The organism is Paraburkholderia sp. JPY419 (genome assembly GCF_050435705.1).
GTDB lineage: Bacteria > Pseudomonadota > Gammaproteobacteria > Burkholderiales > Burkholderiaceae > Paraburkholderia > Paraburkholderia youngii.
Genome location: NZ_JBNDKV010000002.1, coordinates 83,510 through 104,510, shown reverse-complemented (window position 1 = coordinate 104,510; position 21,001 = coordinate 83,510). Strand labels below are relative to the sequence as shown.

The window sequence follows — 21,001 nt, the reverse complement described above, 5'->3', positions numbered from 1 at the left end:
CCCTGTGCCTTGCCGCATCAAAACGCGTCGCGCTCGGGGTGCGCTTCGGAGCCGCGCGATTTGCGGTAAACCCACGCCACACCGTGCTTTGCGGCGCATCGATCTAAATTGGCACAGCCTTTGCAAGAAGCGTTGCCATCGAACCAACGTGGGTTCGTCGCGCTTGCAGCAGAAAGCAGCGCTCCGCAGCACCCCAACAGGACAACGGCGTCCCCCGGATTCAGCTTCGGCTGGATTCGCGGGACGCCGTTTTTATTTCCGCAATCGCCTTCGCCAGACACCAGAGGACAGCGCGCTCATGAAAATCATCGTTATCGGTCACGGGATGGTCGGCCACAAACTGGTCGAATGCCTGGCGCTTCAGGACGCGCACGATCTCGACATCACGGTGCTGGGCGAAGAATCGCGACCGGCCTACGATCGCGTGCATCTGTCCGAGTTCTTCTCGGGCAAGACCGCCGAGGACCTGTCGCTCGTCGAGCCCGGTTTTTTCGAGCGCCACGGCGTGCAACTGAAGCTGAACGCGCGGGCCGTCGCGGTCGATCGCGACGCGCGCACGGTGACGGTCGCGAGCGGCGAAACGCTGCCTTACGACCGCCTCGTGTTCGCAACCGGCTCCTATCCGTTCGTGCCGCCGGTGCCGGGCCGCGAGCGCGGCGACTGCTTCGTCTACCGGACGATCGACGATCTCGAAGCGATGCGCGAATGCGGCGCTCGCTCGAAAACGGGCACGGTGGTCGGCGGTGGCCTGCTCGGTCTCGAATGCGCGAAGGCGCTGCGCGATATGGGCCTGCAAACGCATGTGGTCGAATTCGCGCCGCGCCTGATGGCGGTGCAGGTCGACGACGGCGGCGGCCGCGTACTGCGCGGCCGGATCGAAGAACTGGGCGTCACCGTGCACACGCACAAGAACACGACGGCGATCGTCGACGGCGAAGCGGGCACGCACCGCATGCAGTTCGCCGACGGCAGCCATCTCGACACCGACATGATCGTGTTCTCCGCGGGCATCCGTCCGCGCGACGATCTGGCCCGCGCATGCGGCCTCGATCTGGGCGCGCGCGGCGGCATCGTCATCGACGACGCGTGCCGCACCAGCGATCCGCACATCTACGCGATCGGCGAATGCGCGCTGTGGGGTGGTCAGTTGTTCGGGCTCGTCGCGCCCGGCTATGACATGGCCCGCGTGGTCGCGAAGCAGTTGCTGGGCGACTCGGCCGAATTCGCGGGTGCCGACATGAGCACCAAGCTGAAGCTGATGGGCGTCGATGTGGCCAGCATCGGCGACGCGCACGGCAATACGCCGGGCAGCCGCACCTACCAGTTCAGCGACGAGCGCAAGCAGATCTACAAGAAGCTCGTCGTGTCCGATTGCGGCAAGTATCTGCTCGGTGGCGTGATGGTCGGCGACGCGAGCGAATACGGCACGCTGCTGCAGATGATGCTGAACCGCATCGAGCTGCCCGCGTCGCCCGAATTCCTGATCCTGCCGCAAGCGGACGGCAGCGCGAAGCCCGCGCTCGGCGTCGAGGCGCTGCCCGCGGCCGCGCAGATCTGCTCGTGCAACAACGTGTCGAAGGGCGAGCTGTGCGCGGCTGTCTGCGCCGGCGCGACCGACATCGGCGCATTGAAGAGCGCGACCGGCGCGGGCACCTCGTGCGGCGGCTGCGTGCCGCTCGTCACGCAAGTGATGAAGGCCGAGATGAAGAAGCAGGGCCTCGCGGTGAACAACCACGTCTGCGAACACTTCCCGTATTCGCGCCAGGAGCTTTACCACCTCGTGCGCGTCGAGGGGCTGCGCAGTTTCGGCGCGCTGCTCGCGAAACATGGCCGCGGGCTCGGCTGCGACATCTGCAAGCCGGCGGTAGCCAGCATTCTCGCGTCGTGCTGGAACGAATTCGTGCTGAAGAAGGAGCACGCGTCGCTACAGGACACCAACGACTACTACCTCGCGAACATCCAGCGCGACGGCACTTATTCGGTCGTGCCGCGCATGCCGGGCGGCGAAGTGACGCCCGATGGCCTGATCGCGGTCGCGCAGGTCGCGAAGAAATACGGCCTCTACACGAAGATCACCGGCGGTCAGCGGGTCGATCTGTTCGGCGCGCGCGTCGAGCAATTGCCGTCGATCTGGGAAGAGCTGATCGCGGCCGGCTTCGAATCGGGCCACGCGTACGGCAAATCGCTGCGTACCGTGAAGTCGTGCGTCGGCTCGACGTGGTGCCGCTATGGCGTCGGCGATTCGGTCGGCCTCGCGGTCGAACTCGAGAATCGCTACAAGGGGCTGCGCACGCCGCACAAGATCAAGTTCGGCGTGTCGGGCTGCACCCGCGAATGCGCGGAAGCGCAGGGCAAGGATGTCGGCGTGATCGCCACCGAGAAGGGCTGGAATCTGTACGTGTGCGGCAACGGCGGCATGAAGCCGCGTCACGCGGAACTGCTCGCCGCGGACCTCGACCAGGAAACGCTGGTGCGCTACATCGACCGCTTCCTGATGTTCTACGTGCGCACCGCCGACCGGCTGCAACGCACCAGCGTGTGGCGCGACAACCTCGAAGGCGGTCTCGACTATCTGATCGACGTGGTCGTCAACGATCGCCTTGGCGTTGCCACCGAACTCGAAGCGGAGATGCAGCACGTGGTCGACACGTACGAGTGCGAATGGAAGAAGGCCGTCACCGATCCCGAAACGCGCAAGCGCTTCCGCCATTTCGTCAACAGCGACGAGTCCGATAGCAACGTCGCGTTCGTCGAGGAGCGCGGACAGATCCGGCCGGCCACGCCCGCCGAGCGGCAGGCGCCGCGCATCGAGATTCCCATTGTCGTCGAGACGGTTTGACCTCAACCGATTCCCGCTTAACTCAAAAGGAGCCCAGTCATGAAGAACGAACGCTTGCCCCGCGCCTGGACCGCGATCTGCGCGCTCGACGACATCGTGCCGAACACCGGCGTTTGCGCGCTCGTCAACGGCGAGCAGGTGGCCGTGTTTCACGTCGAAGGCGGTGAATTGGAGTCGCCCGCCGAGCCCACGGTGTACGCGATCGAAAACTTCGATCCGGGTTCGCACGCGGCGGTGCTGTCGCGCGGACTCGTCGGCAGCCTCGGCGAGCGCATCGTGGTCGCGTCGCCGATCTACAAGCATCACTTCGATCTGCGCACCGGCGAATGCCTCGAAACGCCGTCGTATTCGGTCAGCGCGTTTGCGACGCGGGTCGAAAACGGCCAGGTGTGGGTCGCGGTTTGAGGTAACGGCCTCGCTTCATCGTTCAGAGTTCTAACCAGATCATTCGCGCATGTCTGATACCAGCGTAAAGAGCGTGTGTCCTTATTGCGGCGTCGGTTGCGGCATGGTGCTGCACGTCGAGGACGGCCAGGTCGTGAAGATCGCCGGCGACAAGGAGCATCCGGCCAACTTTGGCCGGCTCTGCACCAAGGGGCAGTCGGCTCACGTCGCGCTGCGCAAGTCGGGGCGTCTCGAAGGCGCGTTCGTGCGTCATGCGCGCGATGAAGACCCGGCGCCGCTGCCGATGGCCCAGGCGTTGAGCGACACCGCGGCGCGTCTGCGGCGTGTGATCGACGAGCATGGTCCCGATGCGGTGTCGTTTTACGTGTCGGGGCAGATGTCGCTCGAAGCGCAGTATCTGGTCAACAAGCTCGCGAAGGGCTTTATCGGCACGAACAATATCGAAGCGAATTCGCGCCTGTGCATGGCGAGCGCGGCGAGCGGCTACAAGCTGTCGCTCGGTGCGGACGGTCCGCCCGGCTCGTATGAAGACTTCGATCACGCGGATCTGTTTTTCGTCAGCGGCGCGAATATGGCCGACTGTCATCCGATCCTGTTCCTGCGCATGATGGATCGCGTGAAGGCGGGCGCGAAGCTGATCGTCGTCGATCCGCGCCGCAACACGACCGCCGAGAAAGCAGACCTGTTCCTGCAGATCAAACCCGGCACCGACCTCGCGTTGCTGAACGGTCTGCTCCATCTGCTGCACGAAAACGGCGCAACGGATGCGGCTTTTATCGCCGAACACACCGAAGGCTGGGACGCGATGCCCGCGTTTCTGGCCGAGTACCCGCCGGAGAACGTCGCCCGCATCACGGGCCTCGCCGCTGACGACATCCGTCGCGCCGCGCAGATGATCGCGTCGGCCAAAGACTGGATGAGCTGCTGGACGATGGGCCTGAACCAGAGCACGCACGGCACGTGGCACACCAATGCGCTGTGCAATCTGCATCTGGCGACGGGCCGCATCTGCCGGCACGGCAGTGGACCGTTCTCGCTGACGGGCCAGCCGAACGCGATGGGCGGCCGCGAAATGGGCTACATGGGTCCCGGTTTGCCGGGTCAGCGTTCGGCGCTGGTCGCTGAAGATCGCGCGTTCATCGAGGCGCTATGGGGCATCGCTCCGGGCACGCTCAAAGCGGACGCGGGCAACGGCACGATCGACCTGTTCGCGCGCATAGCCGCGGGCGACATCAAGGCGTGCTGGATCATCTGCACGAATCCGGTCGCGACCGTCGCGAATCGGCAGACCGCGATCGCCGGTTTGCGCGCGGCCGAACTCGTGATCGCGCAGGACGCGTTCCTCGACACCGAAACGAATCGCTACGCCGACGTGCTGCTGCCAGGCGCTTTGTGGGCCGAAGCCGAAGGCGTGATGGTCAACTCGGAGCGCACTCTGACGCTGATGCAGCAGGCCATCGAACCGCCCGGCGCGGCGTTGCCCGACTGGCAGATCATCGCGCGGATCGCGTGTGAAATGGGCTTTGCCGATGCGTTCAGCTATGCGAGCGTCGAGGACGTGTTCGCCGAACTCACGCGCGCGGCGAACCCGGCGACCGGCTACGACCTGCGCGGCGCGAGTCATCGCCGCTTGAAGGACGCACCGCTGCAGTGGCCGATCGCGTCGGCGGATTCGTCCGAGCGCAATCCGCTTCGCTATCTGAATGACGGCGTGAGCCAGACGCTTAGGGGGGCTGAAGATGGCAGCCGCCCGCGCATTGCTTTTCCGACCGCGAGCGGCAGGGCGAAGTTTTTCGCGCGCGCGTATCAGCCCGCGGCCGAGTTGCCCGATCGCGAGTTTCCGATCGTGCTGAATACGGGCCGCGTGCAGCATCAATGGCACACGATGACCAAGACCGGCAAGGTCGCGATGCTCAACAAGCTGAACCCGGGACCCTTCGTCGAGATTCATCCGGACGATGCGGCCGAACTAGGCATCCGCGCGAAAGACGCGGTCGAGATCCGTTCGCGGCGCGGCCGCGCGGTGCTGCCCGCCGTCGTCACCGATCGGGTGAGCGCGGGGCAGTGCTTCGCGCCGATGCACTGGAACGACGTGTTCGGCGACGAGCTTTGCATCAACGCGGTGACCAACGACGCGGTCGATCCGGTTTCATTGCAGCCCGAACTGAAAGTCTGCGCGGTCGCGCTGAGTCCGGTAACGGCCGATCGCATCGCGGACACACGCAACGACGACGCGCTCTCTACTCCCGCCGACGCAGCGGCTCTTGCGCCCAGCGCCAAGGATCAACCCATGCCTCGTATCGAAGCCCTCACGACTTTGCTGCAATTGCCGCCCGAGCCCGTGCCGATGCCCGCGCTCAGCGATCCGGAGCGCGCGTATCTGGCCGGGTTCGTCAGCGGCCTGCGTTCGTCCGAAGCGCAAGGCCTCGACAACGTGCCGGTGCTGCCGCACAGCGCACCGTTCGATGCGGTGAAGCGGCTCTATGTCGATGGTCTGCTTGCCGGACTGTATAGTCGCAGCGCGACGACGGCCCGGGCTTCAGGCGCTGCATCGCCGCCGAATGCCGCGCAGGAAGAGGCCCGCGAATCGGGCGTGCGTATCGTGCGCACCCGGCCGAAGGTCACGCTGTTGTGGGCCTCGCAAACCGGCAACACCGAATCGCTGACCGAGCGTTACGCGACGCGTCTGATGGAATCGGGCTTCGAGATTCGCACCGCGTGCATGGCCGACTATCCGTTCGCAGCGCTCGCGAAGGCGCAGTACGTGTTGCTGATGACCAGCACGTTCGGCGACGGCGATGCGCCCGACAACGCGCAGGACTTCTGGACGCATCTGAACGCCGCCACGGCGCCGCGCCTCGACGGCGTGCGCTTCGCGGTGCTCGCGCTCGGCGATCGCAACTACGATCAGTATTGCGGTCACGGCCGTCGGCTCGATGAACGGCTCGGCGCGCAGGGCGCGCTGCGTCTGACCGAGCGCGTCGATTGCGACATCGAATATCAGCCGAGCGCAGATGCATGGCTCGAACGCGTGATCGTCTGTATCAAGCAGGCGGATGCCGCGCTGCATGCGGTGCCGCCGGGCGGCATGATCAACGCGGTGGTGGGCGCGGTGCCGACCAAGGCGCGGCCGGCCGCGTCGCGCATCGTCGGCAATTTGCGACTGAACCGGCAGGGCGCCGTGAAGGATACGCGCTACGTGTCGCTGCAAACGGGCGAGACCAACCTCGAATACGAAGTGGGTGATGCGCTCGGCGTGTGGCCCGAGCAACTGCCCCGAACTCGTCGACGAACTGATCACGCTGAGCGGTCTGCACGCTGACGCATCGGTGCACGTCACGGGTATCGGCGACATGCGCCTCGCCGATGCGCTCACCAAACACTACGAGATCGCGCGGCCGAGCGCCGAAGCGCTTGCGCTGGTCGCCGCGCGCAGCCGCAACGGCGCGCTGGGCGATCTGCTCGCGCCCGAACGCAAGGCGGATCTGAAGCAATGGCTATGGGGACAGCAGCTCGCCGACGTATTGCACGAGTTTCCGGTGAGCCTCTCGGCCGCCGAACTAACCGGCATGCTGAAGCGCCTGCAGCCGCGCCTGTATTCGATCGCATCGAGCCCAAAGGCGCATCCGGGCGAGGTGCATCTGACGGTATCGGCGGTGCGTTACAGCAATGGGCGGCGGCACCGCAAGGGCGTGTCGTCGACGTTTCTCGCGGATCGCGCAAGCGACACCGACGTCCCCGTGTTCGTGCAGAAGTCCGCACACTTTCGTCCTCCTCATCACTCGGACACGCCGATGATCATGGTCGGTCCCGGCACCGGCATCGCACCGTTTCGCGGCTTTCTGCACGAACGGCAGGCACGCGGCGAACGCGGACGCAACTGGCTGTTCTTCGGCGAACAACATGCCGCGACCGACTTCTACTATCGCGACGAGCTCGAAGCGATGCGCGCGAGCGGTCTCTTGACCCGACTCGACGTCGCGTTCTCGCGCGACCAGGCCGACAAGATCTATGTGCAGGACCGCATGCGCGAACACGGTGCGCAACTGTGGGCATGGCTCGAAGACGGTGCGCATTTCTATGTATGCGGCGACGCGAACCGGATGGCACGCGATGTCGACGCGGCGCTGAAGGACATCATCGCGACGCACGGTGGCATGAGCGAAGAGAAAGCACTCGAATACGTGAGCCGTCTGACGCGCGAAAAGCGCTATGCACGCGACGTGTATTGAGACGCCGACGCGTTTCGAAAAAAGCCTTAAAACAAGGCCTCAAAACACACAGCATGATGGCATGACGCTTGCATATCGAGTCCCGGTTAAAACTCCGGGCGACATGCCGGTGCAAAACACAAGTAACGCAGCAACCGGACTACCAGGCATTTTATTTACCGAGGATCTCTGATGAAAAACGTGATGCACTCCCTGCGAAGCGGCGATTGGCGCGCACTGGTCGCCTGCTTTCTGTATTTCGACACGGGCTTCACCGTCTGGGTGCTGTATGGGCCGCTCGCGCCGTTCATCAGCAAGAGCATCGCGATGACGCCCGCGCAGCAGGGTCTGCTGGTCGCGGTGCCGGTGTTGTCCGCGGCGATTCTGCGCGTGACGCTCGGCAATCTGTATCAGTCCGCGCAGGGCAAACGCATTGCGTTGATGGGCGTGTTGCTATCGGCGGTACCGACGATCGTGCTGCCGTTGCTGCAATCGGTGCCGTCGTACGAAATGCTGCTGGTGCTCGGCGTGTTCCTCGGCGTCGGCGGCGCCAGCTTCGCGGTCGCGCTGCCGATGGCCGGCAGCAACTATCCGCCGAAGGTGCAGGGCCTCGTGTTGGGCCTCGCCGCGGCCGGCAACATCGGCGCGGTGCTCGACGGCTTCCTGTTCCCGCAACTGGCGACGCGCTATGGTTGGCAACTCGCCGCGGGCGGCGCCTTGCCGCTGCTCGCGATCGCCGCGATCACGCTGTACTTCTGGGCCAACGACGCGGGCGTCAAGACCGGCAGCGTGCTGCGCGCGTTCGGCAGCTTCGCGACGACGCTCGCCGGCCTGATCGTGCTCGTGCTGCTCGTCGAAGCGGGGCTGTTCGGCGCGGGCAAGACCGGCGTGCTGCTGTTGCCGGTGGTCGGCGCGCTGCTCGCGATCGCGGTGCTGCCGCAACGCTACCGCTCGGTGCTCGCCGAGCGCGATACGTGGGTCATCATGCTCGTCTATAGCATCACGTTCGGCGGTTTCGTCGGCATGTCCTCGTATGTGTCGCTGCTGCTGACCAACCTGTATCAACTGTCGAAGATCGACGCGGGTCTGTTCATGGCGCTGCTCGCCGCGACGGGTGCGATGGTGCGTCCGCTCGGCGGCCTGATTGCCGACCGCGTGTCGGGCGTGCGCGCGCTGACCGTGCTGCTCGCGATCATCGCGATTTGCGACTTCCTGTTCGCGACGGCGATGCCGTCGTTCGCGGGCGGCATCGCATTGCTGCTGTGCATGTACGTCGCGTTTGGCCTCGGCAATGGCGCGACGTTCCAGCTCGTGCCGCATCGCTGGGCCGGCCGCACCGGTCTGATGTCCGGCATCGTCGGCGCGGCGGGCGGCATCGGCGGCTTTTATCTGCCGGTCGTGATGGGCATCGCGAAGGAGAGCACCGGCAGCTATCAGATGGGCTTCGCGACGTTCGGCACGCTGTCGGCGTGCGCGTTCCTTGCGATCGTCGCGCTGCGCCGGCCGTGGATGGCGTGGTCGATGCAGACCGGCGTGATGCATGCGCATGCGACGGAGTGAGGCACGGCGCTGACAAAAGCGCAGTCGAATGCTTGCATATTGGTCGCGGCGTTTCTAATATGCAGCCAGGAGGCTGCATATGAACTCATCGACCGATCGCATCGAAAAGCAGATTCTGTTGAAGGCGCCGCGCTCGCGCGTGTGGCGCGCGCTGGCCAACGCCGAGGAATTCGGCAAATGGTTCGGCGTGAACCTCGCCGGCAAGCAGTTCGTCGCCGGGCAATCCACGCAGGGGCACATCACCTATCCGGGCTACGAACAGCTGGTGATGGACGTGCTGGTCGAGCGTGTCGAGCCCGAGCATCATCTGTCGTGGCGCTGGCATCCGGCCGCGATCGACATCACGATCGACTACACGCCGGAGCCGACCACGCTCGTCGAATTCGATCTGAGCGAGGTCGAGTCCGGCACGCTGCTGCGGGTCGTCGAATCGGGCTTCGACCAGTTGCCGGTCGGGCGCCGCGCGGAAGCGTTCCGGCTGAACGACGGCGGCTGGGGACAGCAGATGGTCAATATCGAACGATATGTCGGCGCGAGTTAAAGCGGGCTCCGCGAAGGCGGGTCTCAAGGCGGCGACGCTGCGCAGTTCGGCGGCGGTGTTCGCCGCGCTCGGTGACGAGACGCGCCTGCGTCTCGTCGCGGCATTGTGTGCGGGCAGCCCGATGTCGATCGCGCAGCTGACGGCCGGCACCGACATCACGCGGCAGTCGGTCACGCAGCATCTGCAGGTGCTGGCCGACGCGGGGCTCGTCCACGATGTGAAGGTTGGACGCGAGCGCCTGTGGGCGTTCGAACCCGCGCATCTCGACGCGGCGCGCCGCGCGCTCGACGCGATTTCGCGGCAATGGGATCAGGCGCTGCTGAAGTTGAAGACGATGGTCGAGGAATAAAGGGCGGGGCGGTCGCGGCGATTGCGCGAACCGAATAAAGATGACGCGCGACGGCGCGTACCGCATTTTTTACCGACTGCAAGCGGCGCATCCTGCCCGGCAAGGGCGGAACAATGCAAAAGGGGCCAAAGATCGGCCCCCTAAACCACCGCAAAAAAGGAAGAAAAACCAGCCCGCGGCTAATCGGCGATCCGCTTGTCGGCTAGCGCGCTCTGGCAGTCGGCTATCACCTGCCGGACGAGCCGGGCTTGTGGGTCGAGTTCGTCGGTATCGAGAATTTCCTCGACCGCGTCGCGCGCCCAATCGGCATCGACGAAGCGCGCGTGGCGCCGCGCGATTTCGACGGCGGTGGCAGACAGCTTCGCAATGCACAGCCAGTCGGCTTCGCGCGCGCGGCGGTCGAGCCACTTGTGCGCGGACTGCACGTGAAACGCCGCGTCGGGCCAGTCTTCGTTCAGATAATAAGCGCCGAGGCTTCCGCATGTGAGCCAGCACAACAGCTCCAGGCGGTCACGGGGACTCAGATGTTGGCGTACATCACTCATGGCGACGCTCGCTGCAGTAAATGGCTTCCCGGTGAGGCCGGCGGGCGCCGTCCTCCGCTGTTTTATAAACATTAGCATGCGGAATTCCCGGGCGGCAATTCCTGACCAACCCTAGCGTGCGGCACCGCAACAGGCGGGCTTTCGGGCGATGCATCCGCGACGTGCGCCGGCCGCCCCGATCGAGCCGGAGCATCCGCCGGAGCCCCGCCGCGCAGCGCTCAGCGGCTTGTGGTGGTTTCCGGGCGCGGACTCAGCGTCGGCCACGCGTCGCGACGATGAAAAGCCGCGGAAACGGCAGCAGCACCGTGCCATCGGCGAGCGCCGGGTAGGCTTTGGCGATTTCGTCGCGATAGCGTTGAAGAAACGCGCTGCGTTCGGCGTCGTCGAGCGCGGCGAGAAATGGCCGCAGCGCGCTGCCCTTGAACCATTCGACCACTGCGTCGGGGCCCGCGAGCGGGTGGTGATAGACCGTGCGCCACACGTCGACGCGCGCGCACAGCGGCTTGAGCAGCGCGTAGTACCAGTTCGCGTCGTGGCGCACGGTGCGCTCGACGCCCGTCAGCCTGGGCGCCCAAGGCCCGTCGGCGGCGATTTCGCGCAGCAGCCGGTGCGCCGGTTCGTCGAGATTGACGGGCATCTGCACGGCGAGGCTGCCGCCCGTGGCGAGTTTTGCCACCAGCGCGGGGAACAGCCGCTCGTGGTCGGGCACCCATTGGAGCACCGCGTTCGCGAGGATCACATCGAACGGGCCGCGCGCGTCCCACGTCGACACGTCGCCGACGTCGAAGCGCAATTGCGGCAACCGCCGACGGGCCGCCGCGATCATGTCGGCCGAGCTGTCGATGCCGCTGACCGACGCGCCCGGCACGCGCTCGGCCAGCACCTCGGTCGAGTTGCCCGGTCCGCAGCCGATATCGACCGCGAGCCGCGCCCCGTCCAACGGCACCGCCGCAAGCAGATCGCGCACCGGCCGAGTGCGCTCGTTCTCGAATAGGGTGTACTGCTTCGCGTGCCAATCGCTGTGCTCGTTCGTGGTTTTGTCGGTCATCTTGTGGCTCCTTTGCAAGGTTCGTTGCGGCCATTCTCGGCCGCTACCAGTCCCGAGTAAAATGAATTTATGATTCCGATTACTTCATTTTTCTAATGAAAATCGACACGCTCGGCGTGCAGGCATTCGTCGCGATTGCCGATCGCGGCAGCTTCCAGGGCGCGGCGGATTCGCTGCACGTCACGCAGACGGCGATCACGCAACGGCTGCGCAAGCTCGAAACCTATCTCGGCGTCACGCTGATCGAGCGCACCACGCGGTCGATGGCGCTCACCGAAATCGGCCGCAGTTTTCTGCCGCAGGCGCGCCGGCTGCTCGGCGAACTGGCCGACGCGCTGGTCGAAATCCGCGAAACGGGGATCGCGCGACGCGGCGACGTGTCGATCGCGTGCGTGCCGACCGTCGGCGTGCAGTATCTGCCGCGCATCTTGCAGGCGTATTCGGCGCGCTATCCGCACAATCGCATCAAGATTCTCGATCATGCGTCGTCGGCGGTTGAGGAGGCCGTGTTGCGCAGGGAGGTCGAGTTCGGCATCAACATCGCGCGCGAGCATCATCCGGATCTCGCTACCGTGCCGCTCACCGAAGACCGCTATGTGCTGATCTGCCATGAAGACCATCCGCTCGCGAAGCGGCGGCGCATCGCGTGGCGGCAATTGCAGGCGTTCCCGCTGATTTTCGCCGGCGAGGTCAGCGGCAATCGCGCTCTGCTCGACGTCGCGTTGGCATCGAGCGAACTTGCGCTGCGGTCGTTCTACGAGGTACAGCGCAGTTCGACCGCGGTCGGGCTCGTCGCGCAGCGTGTCGGCGCGGCCGTGGTGCCCGCGCTCGCGCTGCAGAAGGGCGCGTATCCGAGCGTGCGCACGGTCGAGCTCACGCAGCCGACCGTGTCGCGCACGCTGGTGCTGGTCGCGCGCAAGACCGCGCAGTTGTCGCCGGCCGCGCAGGCGCTGTACGACATGATCCGCGAACAGGCGACGCTGAAAAGCGGATGACGCCGCGCCGTGTGCAAGGCAAACTCACTGGCTGCTAAGTTTGATTCCTCCAACCCGTTCTACCGACGCGACACACAACAACCGATGCTGCAAATACTCGGCAAGACCACCTCGATCAACGTGCGCAAGGTGCTGTGGACCTGCGCGGAACTCGGACTTGCGTTCGAACAGGAAGACTGGGGCTCGGGCTTTCGCTCGACCGATGTCGCCGAATTCCGCGCGCTCAATCCGAACGCGATGGTCCCCGTGATTCGCGACGGCGACTTCGTGCTGTGGGAATCGAACTCGATCATCCGTTACCTCGCGAACCGTTATCGCGGTGACGCGCTGTATCCGGCCGATCCGGTCGAGCGCGCGCGCTGCGATCAATGGATCGACTGGCAGGCGAGCGAATTGAACCGCTCGTGGAGCTACGCGTTTCTCGCACTCGTGCGGCACTCGCCCGAGCATCAGGACCCGCGGCAGATCGCCGCTTCGTGTGCGAACTGGTCGAAGCATATGGCGATCGTCGAGCAGCAACTCGCGCGCACCGGCGCGTATATCGCGGGCGACGCGTTCTCGCTCGCCGATATTCCGATCGCGCTGTCCGCGAACCGCTGGCTCGAAACGCCGCAGCAGCACGACGATTTGCCGGCGCTGGCCGCGTATATGGCGCGCCTCGCCGAGCGCGACGGGTATCGCAGGTATTGCCGCAACGGCACGCCGTAATCGTTGATTCGCGCGCGCGTCGGCAAACCCGCCGATGCTGGCAGCTGCCGCCTTGAATGCTTACGTATTACTTTCGAATTGCCGTGATCGACGGCTTCTGCGCGGTGCACCCGCGTCGCCTACAATGGCGCCCATTTAGCGACATTGAAGGTCCAACGATGCGGGTAACTAAATTCGCGCTGGCTGCGCTGACGGCGTGTTTCACTCTGAATGCGAGTGCCGAGATGACTGCCGCCCAGTACAAGAAATGGGCGCACGCCGACAACAACTCGATCTATGCGGCGTACATCACCGGCACGATCAACGCGTTCGGCTGGGCGAACGGCGACCTGGTCTCGCGCAAACAGCGGCAGCTGTTCTGTCCGCCAGAAACGCTCGCGATCGGCAACCAGACGGTTTATCCGCTGCTCGATGCGTTCTTCGCGAACCACCCGGGCATTTCCGACGATTTTCCGATCGGGCTCGCGATTCTGCGCTCGTTGCAGGGCGCGTATCCGTGCTGACGTGTGGGTGGAAGAAGTGAGGGGACGGAGTTAAGGGAGGGGATCAAGCGGGGGTAACAGGAGGGGCGAACTCGCGAAGCGGGGCCGCCCCTCGGTGGATCAAACCTGGACGAGATTCGGAATCCGCACGTCCGGATTGACGTCCGCGTCGTAATCGACGCCCTTCATTTCAAAGCCGAACAGACGCAGGAAATCGCTCTTGTAGCCGGCGAAATCGGTGAGTTCGTAGATGTTGTCGTTGCTCACCTGGTTCCACAGCTCCTGCACGCGGCCTTGCACCTGCGGATCGAGTTCCTTGTAGTCCGCGCGCAGACGGCCTTCGTCGTCCAGATGCGGCTGGCTGCCATAGAGGCTGTCCTTGTACAGGCCGTACACCTGTTCGATGCAGCCTTCGTGCGTACCTTTTTCCTTCATCACCTTGAAGAGCAGCGACAGATACAGCGGCATCATCGGAATCGCCGAGCTTGCCTGCGTGACGACCGCCTTCAGCACCGCGACGCGCGCGTCGCCGCCGTTGGCCGCGAGCTTTGCGCGGATGCCGAGCACCTTCTGGTCGAGATCCTTCTTGGCCGCGCCGATCGAGCCGTTCCAATAGATGTCGTGCGTGATCTTTTCGCCGAGGTAGGTGAACGCGGTGGTCTTCGCGCCGTCGGCGAGCACGCCGGCTTCGGCCAGCGCGTCCATCCACATCTGCCAGTCCTCGCCGCCCATCACCGCGACCGTCTGCGCGATCTCTTCCGGCGTCGCCGGTTCGAGCACGGTTTCCTTGATCACTTCCTTGTCGGTGTCGATGCCGCGCAGGTTGACCGCCTGGCCGATCGGCTTCAGCACCGAGCTGAACACCTCACCGGTTTTCGGATGCTGGCGCTTCGGCGCCGCGAGGCTGTAGACGACCAGATCGACCTGGCCGAGATCGCGCTTGATCACTTCGATGGTGCGCGCCTTCACTTCGTCGGAGAACGCGTCGCCGTTGATGCTGGTCGCGTACAGGCCTTCGGCGTTGGCGAACTTCTCGAACGCCGCGGTGTTGTACCAGCCGGCCGTGCCCGCCTTGGTTTCGCTGCCGGCGCGCTCGAAGAACACGCCGAGGGTCGACGCGCCCGAGCCGAACGCGGCGCTGATGCGCGCGGCGAGGCCATAGCCGGTAGACGCGCCGATCACGAGCACCTTCTTCGGCCCGTTGGCGATGGGGCCGCGTGCCTTCACATACTCGATCTGTTCCTTGACGTTGGCTTCGCAGCCGGTCGGATGGGTCGATACACAGATGAAGCCACGCACACGCGGTTTGATGATCATGAAGCACCTCTTGTCGGAATTGGCGACATTATAGTGGCCCCGCCGGGGCCGCACGCCATACCGCGAATGGGGCAAAAATCAGCGCACTCCCCACATCTTGGTACGATTGCGCCTTTCCCAGCCGACGACAGCACGTGAAGCGCCTCTTTTCCTCCTTTCTGGCGGCCCTCGACAAAGGGCTGACCCTCGCGAACCCGCTGTTCGCGAAGGCCGCGTGGCATCTGCGCCACCCGACCCGCCGCACGTTCGCGTGGGGGCTCGCCGCGCTGCCGCTGCTGTTCGTGCTGTACGTGCTGCTGCTGATTCCGTTCACGCCGAGCATCGGCGACATCCGCAAGGCGAAGATCGAGCAGCCCGCGCAGATCCTGTCGGCGGACGGCAAGCTGCTCGCCGAGTTCAAGCCGTCGAACCGCGAGTGGGTCAAGCTGACGGACATCTCGCCGAACGTCGTCAACGCGCTGATCGCGACCGAGGATCACCGCTTCTATCAGCATTTCGGGCTCGACTGGCGGCGCACCGCTTCGGCGGCGCTGCACACGTTCTCCGGCGACCGCCAGGGCGGCTCGACGATCACGCAGCAGCTCGCGCGCAATCTGTATCCCGACGAAATCGGCCGCGCGCCGACGCTGACGCGCAAGCTGAAGGAAGCGATCACCGCACTGAAGATCGAGGCGTTCTACACGAAGGACGAGATCCTCGAAACCTACCTGAACACGGTGCCGTTCCTGTACAACGCGTACGGCATCGAAATGGCCGCGCGCACCTATTTCGACAAGTCCGCGTCCGAGCTGAACGTGCTCGAAGCGGCGACGCTGACCGGCATGCTGAAGGGCAACGCGTACTACAACCCGGTGCTGAACCCCGAGCGCGCGTTGCAGCGGCGCAATACGGTGCTCGCGCAGCTGGTCAAGTACGGCAAGCTGACGCCCGCGCAGTACGACGGGCTCGCCCGCAAGCCGCTGCGTCTGGACTTCGAGCGCCAGATCGAGCCGCCCGGACCCGCGCCGCACTTCACGCAGCAACTGCGCAAATGGCTGGTCACGTGGGCCGATCGCAACGACTACAACATCTATTCCGATGGGCTCGTCGTGCGCACGACGATCGACTCGCGCCTCCAGGCAATGGCGACTCAGGCGGTCACGCTGCAGGGCAATCAGTTGCAGAACATCGCGAACTCGGCGTGGGGCACGCGCGCCGGCTGCTCGGCCGACAAAGACCTGCTGCGCACGTTCCTGCGCGAGACGCCCGACTTCCGCGCGGCCAAAGACACGGGCCTGTCCGACGACGACGCGCTCAAACACCTGCTCGCCGATCGCAAGCTCGTGCAAGGCGTGTGCGATACGAAGACGCGCGTGCAGGCCGACTTCCTCGCGATGGACCCGCACACCGGCGAGATCAAGGCGTGGGTCGGCAGCCGCGACTTTGGGGTTGATCCGTTCGATCACGTGCAGCAGGCGCGCCGTCAGCCGGGCTCGACGTTCAAACCGTTCGTCTACGCGGCGGCCTTCGAGGCCGGCGCGAAGCCCGACGACAAACTGCCGGACAATCCGGTCCAGATCGAACTCGCCGGCGGCGAACTCTGGAAGCCGAACGACGAGGACGAGCCGAGCGGCGGCATGATCAGCCTGCGCGATGCGCTCGCGTATTCGCGCAACCGCATCACCGCGCAGGTGATGGAGTCGGTCGGTCCGAACCGGGTCGCGAAGCTCGCCCGTGCGATGGGTGTGCGCGACAGCCAGCTCGACCCGGTGCCGTCGCTCGCGCTCGGCACGAGCCCGGTCACGCTGAAGGAAATGGTGTCGGCGTACGGCACGATCGCGAACCTCGGCGGCTACGTCGAGCCGCTGATGGTCACGCGCATCGAGGACCGCAACGGCAACCTGCTGGCCGAATTCAGCCCGGCCACCCCGAAGCGCGAGTTGCCCGCCGACTCGGCGCGCACGCTCGTCGACGTGATGCGCGACGTGGTCAGCCGCGGCACCGGCGCGAGCATCCGCACGCGCTTTGGCGTGCGCGGCGACGTCGCGGGCAAGACGGGCACGACCCAAGGCAACGCGGATGGCTGGTTCATCCTGATGCAGCCGCAACTGGTGGCGGGGGCGTGGGTCGGCTTCAACGACAGCCGCGTGACGCTGCGCAGTGACTACTGGGGGCAGGGCGCGCATAGCGCGCTGCCGATCGTCGGCGATTTCTTCCAGCGCGCGCAGCGCTCGCGGCTCCTCGACAGCCACATGAAGTTCGATACCGCGCAGCAGCCCGGGTGGTTCGCGGAGCGCGCCGAACGCTTGCGCAACTGGATCGAGAGCCTGTTCACGCGCACGCCGGCGCAGCCGGACAAGCAGGTCGTGGCGCGTGCTCCGGCGCGGCGCGCGCCGGTGCAGCCATCGGCGTCCGCCGTGGCTGCTCCGGCGGCGTCAGAGGCAGCGGGCGCGTCCGCGGTGCAGGGCGAGGTGCGCGAGTTGCCGCCGTTGCTGCCGGCGCCTGGGTCGGGGTCGGGGTCGGAAGGGGCTCCGACGACGCCGCCCGCTAATGCCGTCGACGGTGAAACGCATGGCGGCGGTGCGGCCGCGCTCGCGCCGACCCCGACGCCAGACGACGTCGTGCCGCCCGATGCGGGCGCTCAGGGGGGCGCAGGGTCGAACAACAGCAGCGGGGCGAACTGAATGCGACCCGGGCGCGCTGCCCGGGTGCGTATCGAACTGGGTGAGCCAGAAGGCTAAGGTCTCGCGACGCCCGTTTCACCCGGCGGCCGCGCATGCGGATTGCCATGCGCCGTCTCGAGCGACGTGTCGTGATGCAGCAGCAACACCGCCGCCACACCGATCAGCCCCGCGCCCGCGAGGCATAGCAGCCCGGCGCCGAAGCCGCCGGTGCTGTCCTTGATCCAGCCCATCGCGAACGGGCCGAAGAAACCCGCCAGATTGCCGAGCGAATTGATCGCGGCGATGCCGCCCGCGGCCGCGGCGCCCGACAGGAACGCGGCCGGCAAGGTCCAGATCACCGGCAGGCAACCGAAGATGCCGAAGCCGGCAATCGATAGCGCAATCATCTTCAGCACCGGATTGTCGAGTCCGGCCGAGACCGCGATGCCGCCCGCCGCAATGAACAGCGCAATCGCGACGTGCCAGCGGCGCTCGAGGTGGCGATCCGAATGCCGCCCCCACACGATCATGCCGATGAGCCCGACGACGTACGGCAGCGACGTGACGAAACCCGTCTGCAGATTGGTCAGACCGAATGCTTTCACGATCTGCGGCAGGAAGAAGCTCAGGCCGTAGTTAGTCGCATTCGCGCCAAAATAGATCAGCGCGATGGCGAGCACGCGCGGATTGATCAGCGCTTCCTTCACGCTGAAGTGGCGCACCGCCTCGCGATGCTCGCGCTCCTGCTTCTGGCGCGCGATCAGCCATTCACGCTCCTCGGTGCTGAGCCAGGTGGCGTCGGCGGGCTTGTCGGTCAAATAGAGCAGCACTGCGACCGACAGCAATACTGCGGGCGCCGCCTCGATCAGATACAGCCACTGCCAGCCGCCGAGTCCACCGATGCCGTCGAGCGACAGCAGTGCGCCGGAGATCGGGCCGCCGATTACAGTCGACAGCGGAATCGCCGCCATGAAATAGCCGACCACCCGCCCGCGATACGCGGCCGGAAACCACAAGGTCAGCAGAAAAATGATGCCCGGGAAAAAACCGGCCTCGGCGACGCCAAGCAGAATGCGCAGGCCGAAAAACACGTGGGCGGGCGATAGTCCGGTGAAGCGCGAGATGTCCGGGATGAAGGCCATCGCGCCCGCGAGTATGCCCCACGAGAACATGATCCGCGCGATCCAGCGGCGTGCGCCGAATCGTTCGAGCAGCAGGTTCGACGGCACTTCGAAAAAGAAGTACGCGAGAAAGAAAACGCCCGCGCCGAAGCCGAACGCGCTCGCGGACAGATCGAGCGCCTTGTTCATCTGCAAGGCCGCGAAGCCGACGTTGACGCGATCTAGATAAGCGATGAAGTAGCAGAGCATCAGAAACGGTATGAGCCGCATCGTGACGCGATGAAGGGTACGTGATTCGAGATCCATATGTGTCTCCTCCGGTTCGGCGACCGGTGTATGCCGCTATGTGGTGGGGTCCGTCCGCGGTTCGATATGCCTGTCTGTCGAGCAGGCATCGCTACAGACTAAACGCTCACAAGGGATTCCGGAAGTCTTTTGTGAACCACACGGTCCGCTCATTGCCGATGTGGTCACGGCATTGTGGTCATGTCCATTGTTAAGAGCCGCGCAACAGTGTTTTCGGTTGTATCGGCTGATCTTGCGCGAACGATTCCGGATAATCACTGCCTGATTAATCGGTTAAAAATGCAGGTGATCCACGATGTTGAATCAGAGTTCGGACGGTCTTGCCGAAGCGTGCACAACGGTGCGCGTATGCGAAGCCGACGGCGTCGCGCGAGTGGCGAGCGCAGCAAGGAAGAGGGCGCCGCTGCTCACGCGTGTGCGCGGAGCGCTCGCGGTGGCGCTCGCGGGCGCGAGTCTCGTCGGCTGCGCGTCGAGCACGGATGTGGTCGCGAGCGACAAGCCCGGCAGCTACACGGTCGCCGCGAGCGCGACCGGAGGACGCATGGCCTGGGCGCGCGCGCACGAACTCGCGATGAACCAGGCGCGCGACTACTGCGATCGTCGCGGCATGCAAAGCAGCGTGAACAGGGAGACGGTCAGCGGTGTCAGCGCGATGACCGAACACGCGTCGTCGGTCAGCTTCGAGTGTCATCCGCGCTTCTGATGCCGCGTTGCGCGCAGCTCGTTGCACCTGCATCGATGCGCGCGCGCGGCGAGCGCCGCCGCCCGATGACGATTACTTTTTATCGAACGTCACCAGGTGCTGGTCGTTCGTGTCCGCGACGAAAATCGCGAGCAGTTTTGCCGGCTCGGTCGTGCTCGCGTTCTCGCTGACCATGTGATGCGCGCCAGGCTTCTCGGTCCACGATTCGCCCGCATGGTAGACGCGCTCCCCGCCGTTATCGACACGGCTGCGGATCGCGCCCGACAGCACATAGCCCACCACGAACGCCTGGCCATGCCGATGCGGCGCCGACTTGCCGCCCGGCGCATAGTCGACGATGAGCGCGGTCACCGTCTTGCCCGGCACGTTCGCGATCGGGACGGCGAAGGCGGGGGCGATGGTCTCGTGAGGGGCCGCGCTCGCCTCGGCGGTGTCGGCGGCATAGGCGGACTGCCACGTGCCCGTGATCGCGGCGCCGGCGAACAGCGCCGACGCGAATAGAGTGCGGATCGTATTCATAGCTTCACTCCGCGTCAGCCTGGCACAACGCCTCGGCTTGCCGGTTTGCCACGCGTTCGCCTTGTGCCCACTGCACCGCAACCGCGGCCAATTCTCCACGCGCGCGTTCGAGCGCCGCGGCTCGCGCTTCGGGATTGGCGAACTGCAGCGGCTGCGCATCGACGAAAGTCGGCGCGGCGACGCCAAGAAAACCGAATGCAGCCTTCAGCGCCGGCGTCAGCGCATCCATCGATTCATACGGCGAGCCCGCGCGCAGATCCGCGCCGCGGCTCGTGATGAACACCACCTTGTGCCGGCCCAACTGCCCGACGATGCGACCGTCTTCCGCGTGCAGGTAGGTCACGCCGGTCCGCGTGACGCTATCGATGAACGCCTTGAACGCCGACGGCATCGACCAGTTGTACATCGGCATGGCGAACACCAGCGCGTCGGCGGCGAGCAGGCGCGCGCATAGCGCATCCGATGACGCCAGCGTCGCTTTCATCGCCGCTGTGCGCTCTTGCGCGGCCGTGTAGGTGGCGATCGCGAACGCTTCGGAGACGTGCGGTGGTGTGTCGACTGTCACGTCCAGATAGTCGACATCGAACTCGACGCGCTCTCCGCGCAGACGCTCGAGAAAATAGCGGGCGAGCGCGCGGGAATTGGATCGCTCGCGCTTCGCGCTGGCGTCGACGTGCATGATCTTCATGGGGGCCGTCCTTGCGGTGAGT

16 protein-coding genes and 1 pseudogene are annotated in these 21,001 nt (G+C 65.4%); 11 read left to right on the top strand and 6 right to left on the bottom strand.

Annotated features, from left to right (window positions below):
* Positions 1-298 precede the first annotated feature (298 nt).
* The 6 genes and pseudogenes from nirB (at position 299) to QFZ91_RS06655 (ending at position 9,905) form a co-directional block, all read left to right on the top strand.
* On the top strand, positions 299-2,839 hold the full coding sequence (gene nirB, locus QFZ91_RS06680; RefSeq protein WP_429566734.1) for a nitrite reductase large subunit NirB: 2,541 nt from the start codon (positions 299-301) through the stop codon (positions 2,837-2,839).
* A gap of 39 nt (positions 2,840-2,878) precedes the next feature.
* Positions 2,879-3,244, top strand: coding sequence for a nitrite reductase small subunit NirD (nirD, locus tag QFZ91_RS06675; RefSeq protein WP_429566733.1), 366 nt, complete (start codon positions 2,879-2,881; stop codon positions 3,242-3,244).
* Positions 3,245-3,293: 49 nt separating this feature from the next.
* Positions 3,294-7,476 (top strand): annotated as a pseudogene (locus QFZ91_RS06670) (molybdopterin-dependent oxidoreductase).
* 171 nt (positions 7,477-7,647) lie between these two features.
* Positions 7,648-9,015, top strand: a complete 1,368-nt coding sequence (locus QFZ91_RS06665) for an MFS transporter (protein ID WP_429566732.1) — start codon at positions 7,648-7,650, stop codon at positions 9,013-9,015.
* A 79-nt stretch (positions 9,016-9,094) separates the two neighbouring features.
* Positions 9,095-9,556, top strand: a complete 462-nt coding sequence (locus QFZ91_RS06660) for an SRPBCC family protein (protein ID WP_429566731.1) — start codon at positions 9,095-9,097, stop codon at positions 9,554-9,556.
* The gene (locus QFZ91_RS06655; protein WP_429566730.1) at positions 9,540-9,905 is read left to right on the top strand and encodes an ArsR/SmtB family transcription factor; all 366 of its coding nucleotides are present in this window, start codon (positions 9,540-9,542) and stop codon (positions 9,903-9,905) included. The genes QFZ91_RS06660 and QFZ91_RS06655 overlap by 17 nt, the downstream gene beginning before the upstream one ends.
* A 179-nt stretch (positions 9,906-10,084) precedes the next feature.
* Here the strand turns inward: QFZ91_RS06655 and QFZ91_RS06650 are convergent, their stop codons facing one another.
* The gene (locus QFZ91_RS06650) at positions 10,085-10,450 is read right to left on the bottom strand and encodes a hypothetical protein (RefSeq protein ID WP_176108526.1); all 366 of its coding nucleotides are present in this window, start codon (positions 10,448-10,450) and stop codon (positions 10,085-10,087) included.
* A gap of 250 nt (positions 10,451-10,700) precedes the next feature.
* Positions 10,701-11,498, bottom strand: a complete 798-nt coding sequence (gene tam / locus QFZ91_RS06645) for a trans-aconitate 2-methyltransferase (RefSeq protein ID WP_429566729.1) — start codon at positions 11,496-11,498, stop codon at positions 10,701-10,703.
* Positions 11,499-11,593: 95 nt separating this feature from the next.
* On the opposite strand from tam, the gene QFZ91_RS06640 reads away from it, so the two are divergent.
* From QFZ91_RS06640 to QFZ91_RS06630, 3 genes are all read left to right on the top strand, one after another.
* Positions 11,594-12,493, top strand: coding sequence for a LysR substrate-binding domain-containing protein (locus QFZ91_RS06640; protein ID WP_429566728.1), 900 nt, complete (start codon positions 11,594-11,596; stop codon positions 12,491-12,493).
* A gap of 84 nt (positions 12,494-12,577) precedes the next feature.
* Positions 12,578-13,201, top strand: coding sequence for a glutathione S-transferase family protein (locus QFZ91_RS06635; RefSeq protein WP_176377768.1), 624 nt, complete (start codon positions 12,578-12,580; stop codon positions 13,199-13,201).
* 224 nt (positions 13,202-13,425) lie between these two features.
* Positions 13,426-13,704, top strand: coding sequence for a hypothetical protein (locus QFZ91_RS06630; RefSeq protein WP_246392042.1), 279 nt, complete (start codon positions 13,426-13,428; stop codon positions 13,702-13,704).
* 99 nt (positions 13,705-13,803) lie between these two features.
* On the opposite strand, the gene fabV is transcribed toward QFZ91_RS06630, so the two are convergent.
* Positions 13,804-15,000: an enoyl-ACP reductase FabV gene (gene fabV, locus QFZ91_RS06625; RefSeq protein WP_429566727.1), complete on the bottom strand. Its 1,197-nt coding sequence runs from the start codon at positions 14,998-15,000 to the stop codon at positions 13,804-13,806.
* Between the two features lie 134 nt (positions 15,001-15,134).
* Here fabV and QFZ91_RS06620 point away from each other — a divergent pair, with 134 nt between their 5' ends.
* Complete coding sequence (locus QFZ91_RS06620; protein WP_429566726.1) at positions 15,135-17,663, top strand: penicillin-binding protein 1A; 2,529 nt, start codon at positions 15,135-15,137, stop codon at positions 17,661-17,663.
* Positions 17,664-17,716: 53 nt separating this feature from the next.
* Here the strand turns inward: QFZ91_RS06620 and QFZ91_RS06615 are convergent, their stop codons facing one another.
* On the bottom strand, positions 17,717-19,069 hold the full coding sequence (locus QFZ91_RS06615) for an MFS transporter (RefSeq protein ID WP_368717429.1): 1,353 nt from the start codon (positions 19,067-19,069) through the stop codon (positions 17,717-17,719).
* A 295-nt stretch (positions 19,070-19,364) separates the two neighbouring features.
* On the opposite strand from QFZ91_RS06615, the gene QFZ91_RS06610 reads away from it, so the two are divergent.
* Complete coding sequence (locus QFZ91_RS06610; RefSeq protein ID WP_429566725.1) at positions 19,365-19,772, top strand: hypothetical protein; 408 nt, start codon at positions 19,365-19,367, stop codon at positions 19,770-19,772.
* Positions 19,773-19,844: 72 nt separating this feature from the next.
* Here QFZ91_RS06610 and QFZ91_RS06605 read toward each other — a convergent pair whose 3' ends face one another.
* Both QFZ91_RS06605 and QFZ91_RS06600 read right to left on the bottom strand, forming a co-directional pair.
* Positions 19,845-20,291, bottom strand: a complete 447-nt coding sequence (locus tag QFZ91_RS06605) for a cupin domain-containing protein (protein ID WP_429566724.1) — start codon at positions 20,289-20,291, stop codon at positions 19,845-19,847.
* Positions 20,292-20,295: 4 nt separating this feature from the next.
* Positions 20,296-20,979, bottom strand: coding sequence for an FMN-dependent NADH-azoreductase (locus QFZ91_RS06600; protein ID WP_429566723.1), 684 nt, complete (start codon positions 20,977-20,979; stop codon positions 20,296-20,298).
* Positions 20,980-21,001: the final 22 nt, after the last annotated feature.

Coding starts and splice junctions, on each gene's coding strand:
- QFZ91_RS06650 (WP_176108526.1), bottom strand. CDS start 10,450: ATGAGTGATGTACGCCAACATCTGAGTCCCCGTGACCGCCTGGAGCTG.
- tam (WP_429566729.1), bottom strand. CDS start 11,498: ATGACCGACAAAACCACGAACGAGCACAGCGATTGGCACGCGAAGCAG.
- QFZ91_RS06665 (WP_429566732.1), top strand. CDS start 7,648: ATGAAAAACGTGATGCACTCCCTGCGAAGCGGCGATTGGCGCGCACTG.
- QFZ91_RS06640 (WP_429566728.1), top strand. CDS start 11,594: ATGAAAATCGACACGCTCGGCGTGCAGGCATTCGTCGCGATTGCCGAT.
- QFZ91_RS06605 (WP_429566724.1), bottom strand. CDS start 20,291: ATGAATACGATCCGCACTCTATTCGCGTCGGCGCTGTTCGCCGGCGCC.
- QFZ91_RS06635 (WP_176377768.1), top strand. CDS start 12,578: ATGCTGCAAATACTCGGCAAGACCACCTCGATCAACGTGCGCAAGGTG.
- QFZ91_RS06630 (WP_246392042.1), top strand. CDS start 13,426: ATGACTGCCGCCCAGTACAAGAAATGGGCGCACGCCGACAACAACTCG.
- fabV (WP_429566727.1), bottom strand. CDS start 15,000: ATGATCATCAAACCGCGTGTGCGTGGCTTCATCTGTGTATCGACCCAT.
- QFZ91_RS06660 (WP_429566731.1), top strand. CDS start 9,095: ATGAACTCATCGACCGATCGCATCGAAAAGCAGATTCTGTTGAAGGCG.
- QFZ91_RS06615 (WP_368717429.1), bottom strand. CDS start 19,069: ATGGATCTCGAATCACGTACCCTTCATCGCGTCACGATGCGGCTCATA.
- QFZ91_RS06655 (WP_429566730.1), top strand. CDS start 9,540: ATGTCGGCGCGAGTTAAAGCGGGCTCCGCGAAGGCGGGTCTCAAGGCG.
- QFZ91_RS06600 (WP_429566723.1), bottom strand. CDS start 20,979: ATGAAGATCATGCACGTCGACGCCAGCGCGAAGCGCGAGCGATCCAAT.
- QFZ91_RS06610 (WP_429566725.1), top strand. CDS start 19,365: ATGTTGAATCAGAGTTCGGACGGTCTTGCCGAAGCGTGCACAACGGTG.
- nirD (WP_429566733.1), top strand. CDS start 2,879: ATGAAGAACGAACGCTTGCCCCGCGCCTGGACCGCGATCTGCGCGCTC.
- nirB (WP_429566734.1), top strand. CDS start 299: ATGAAAATCATCGTTATCGGTCACGGGATGGTCGGCCACAAACTGGTC.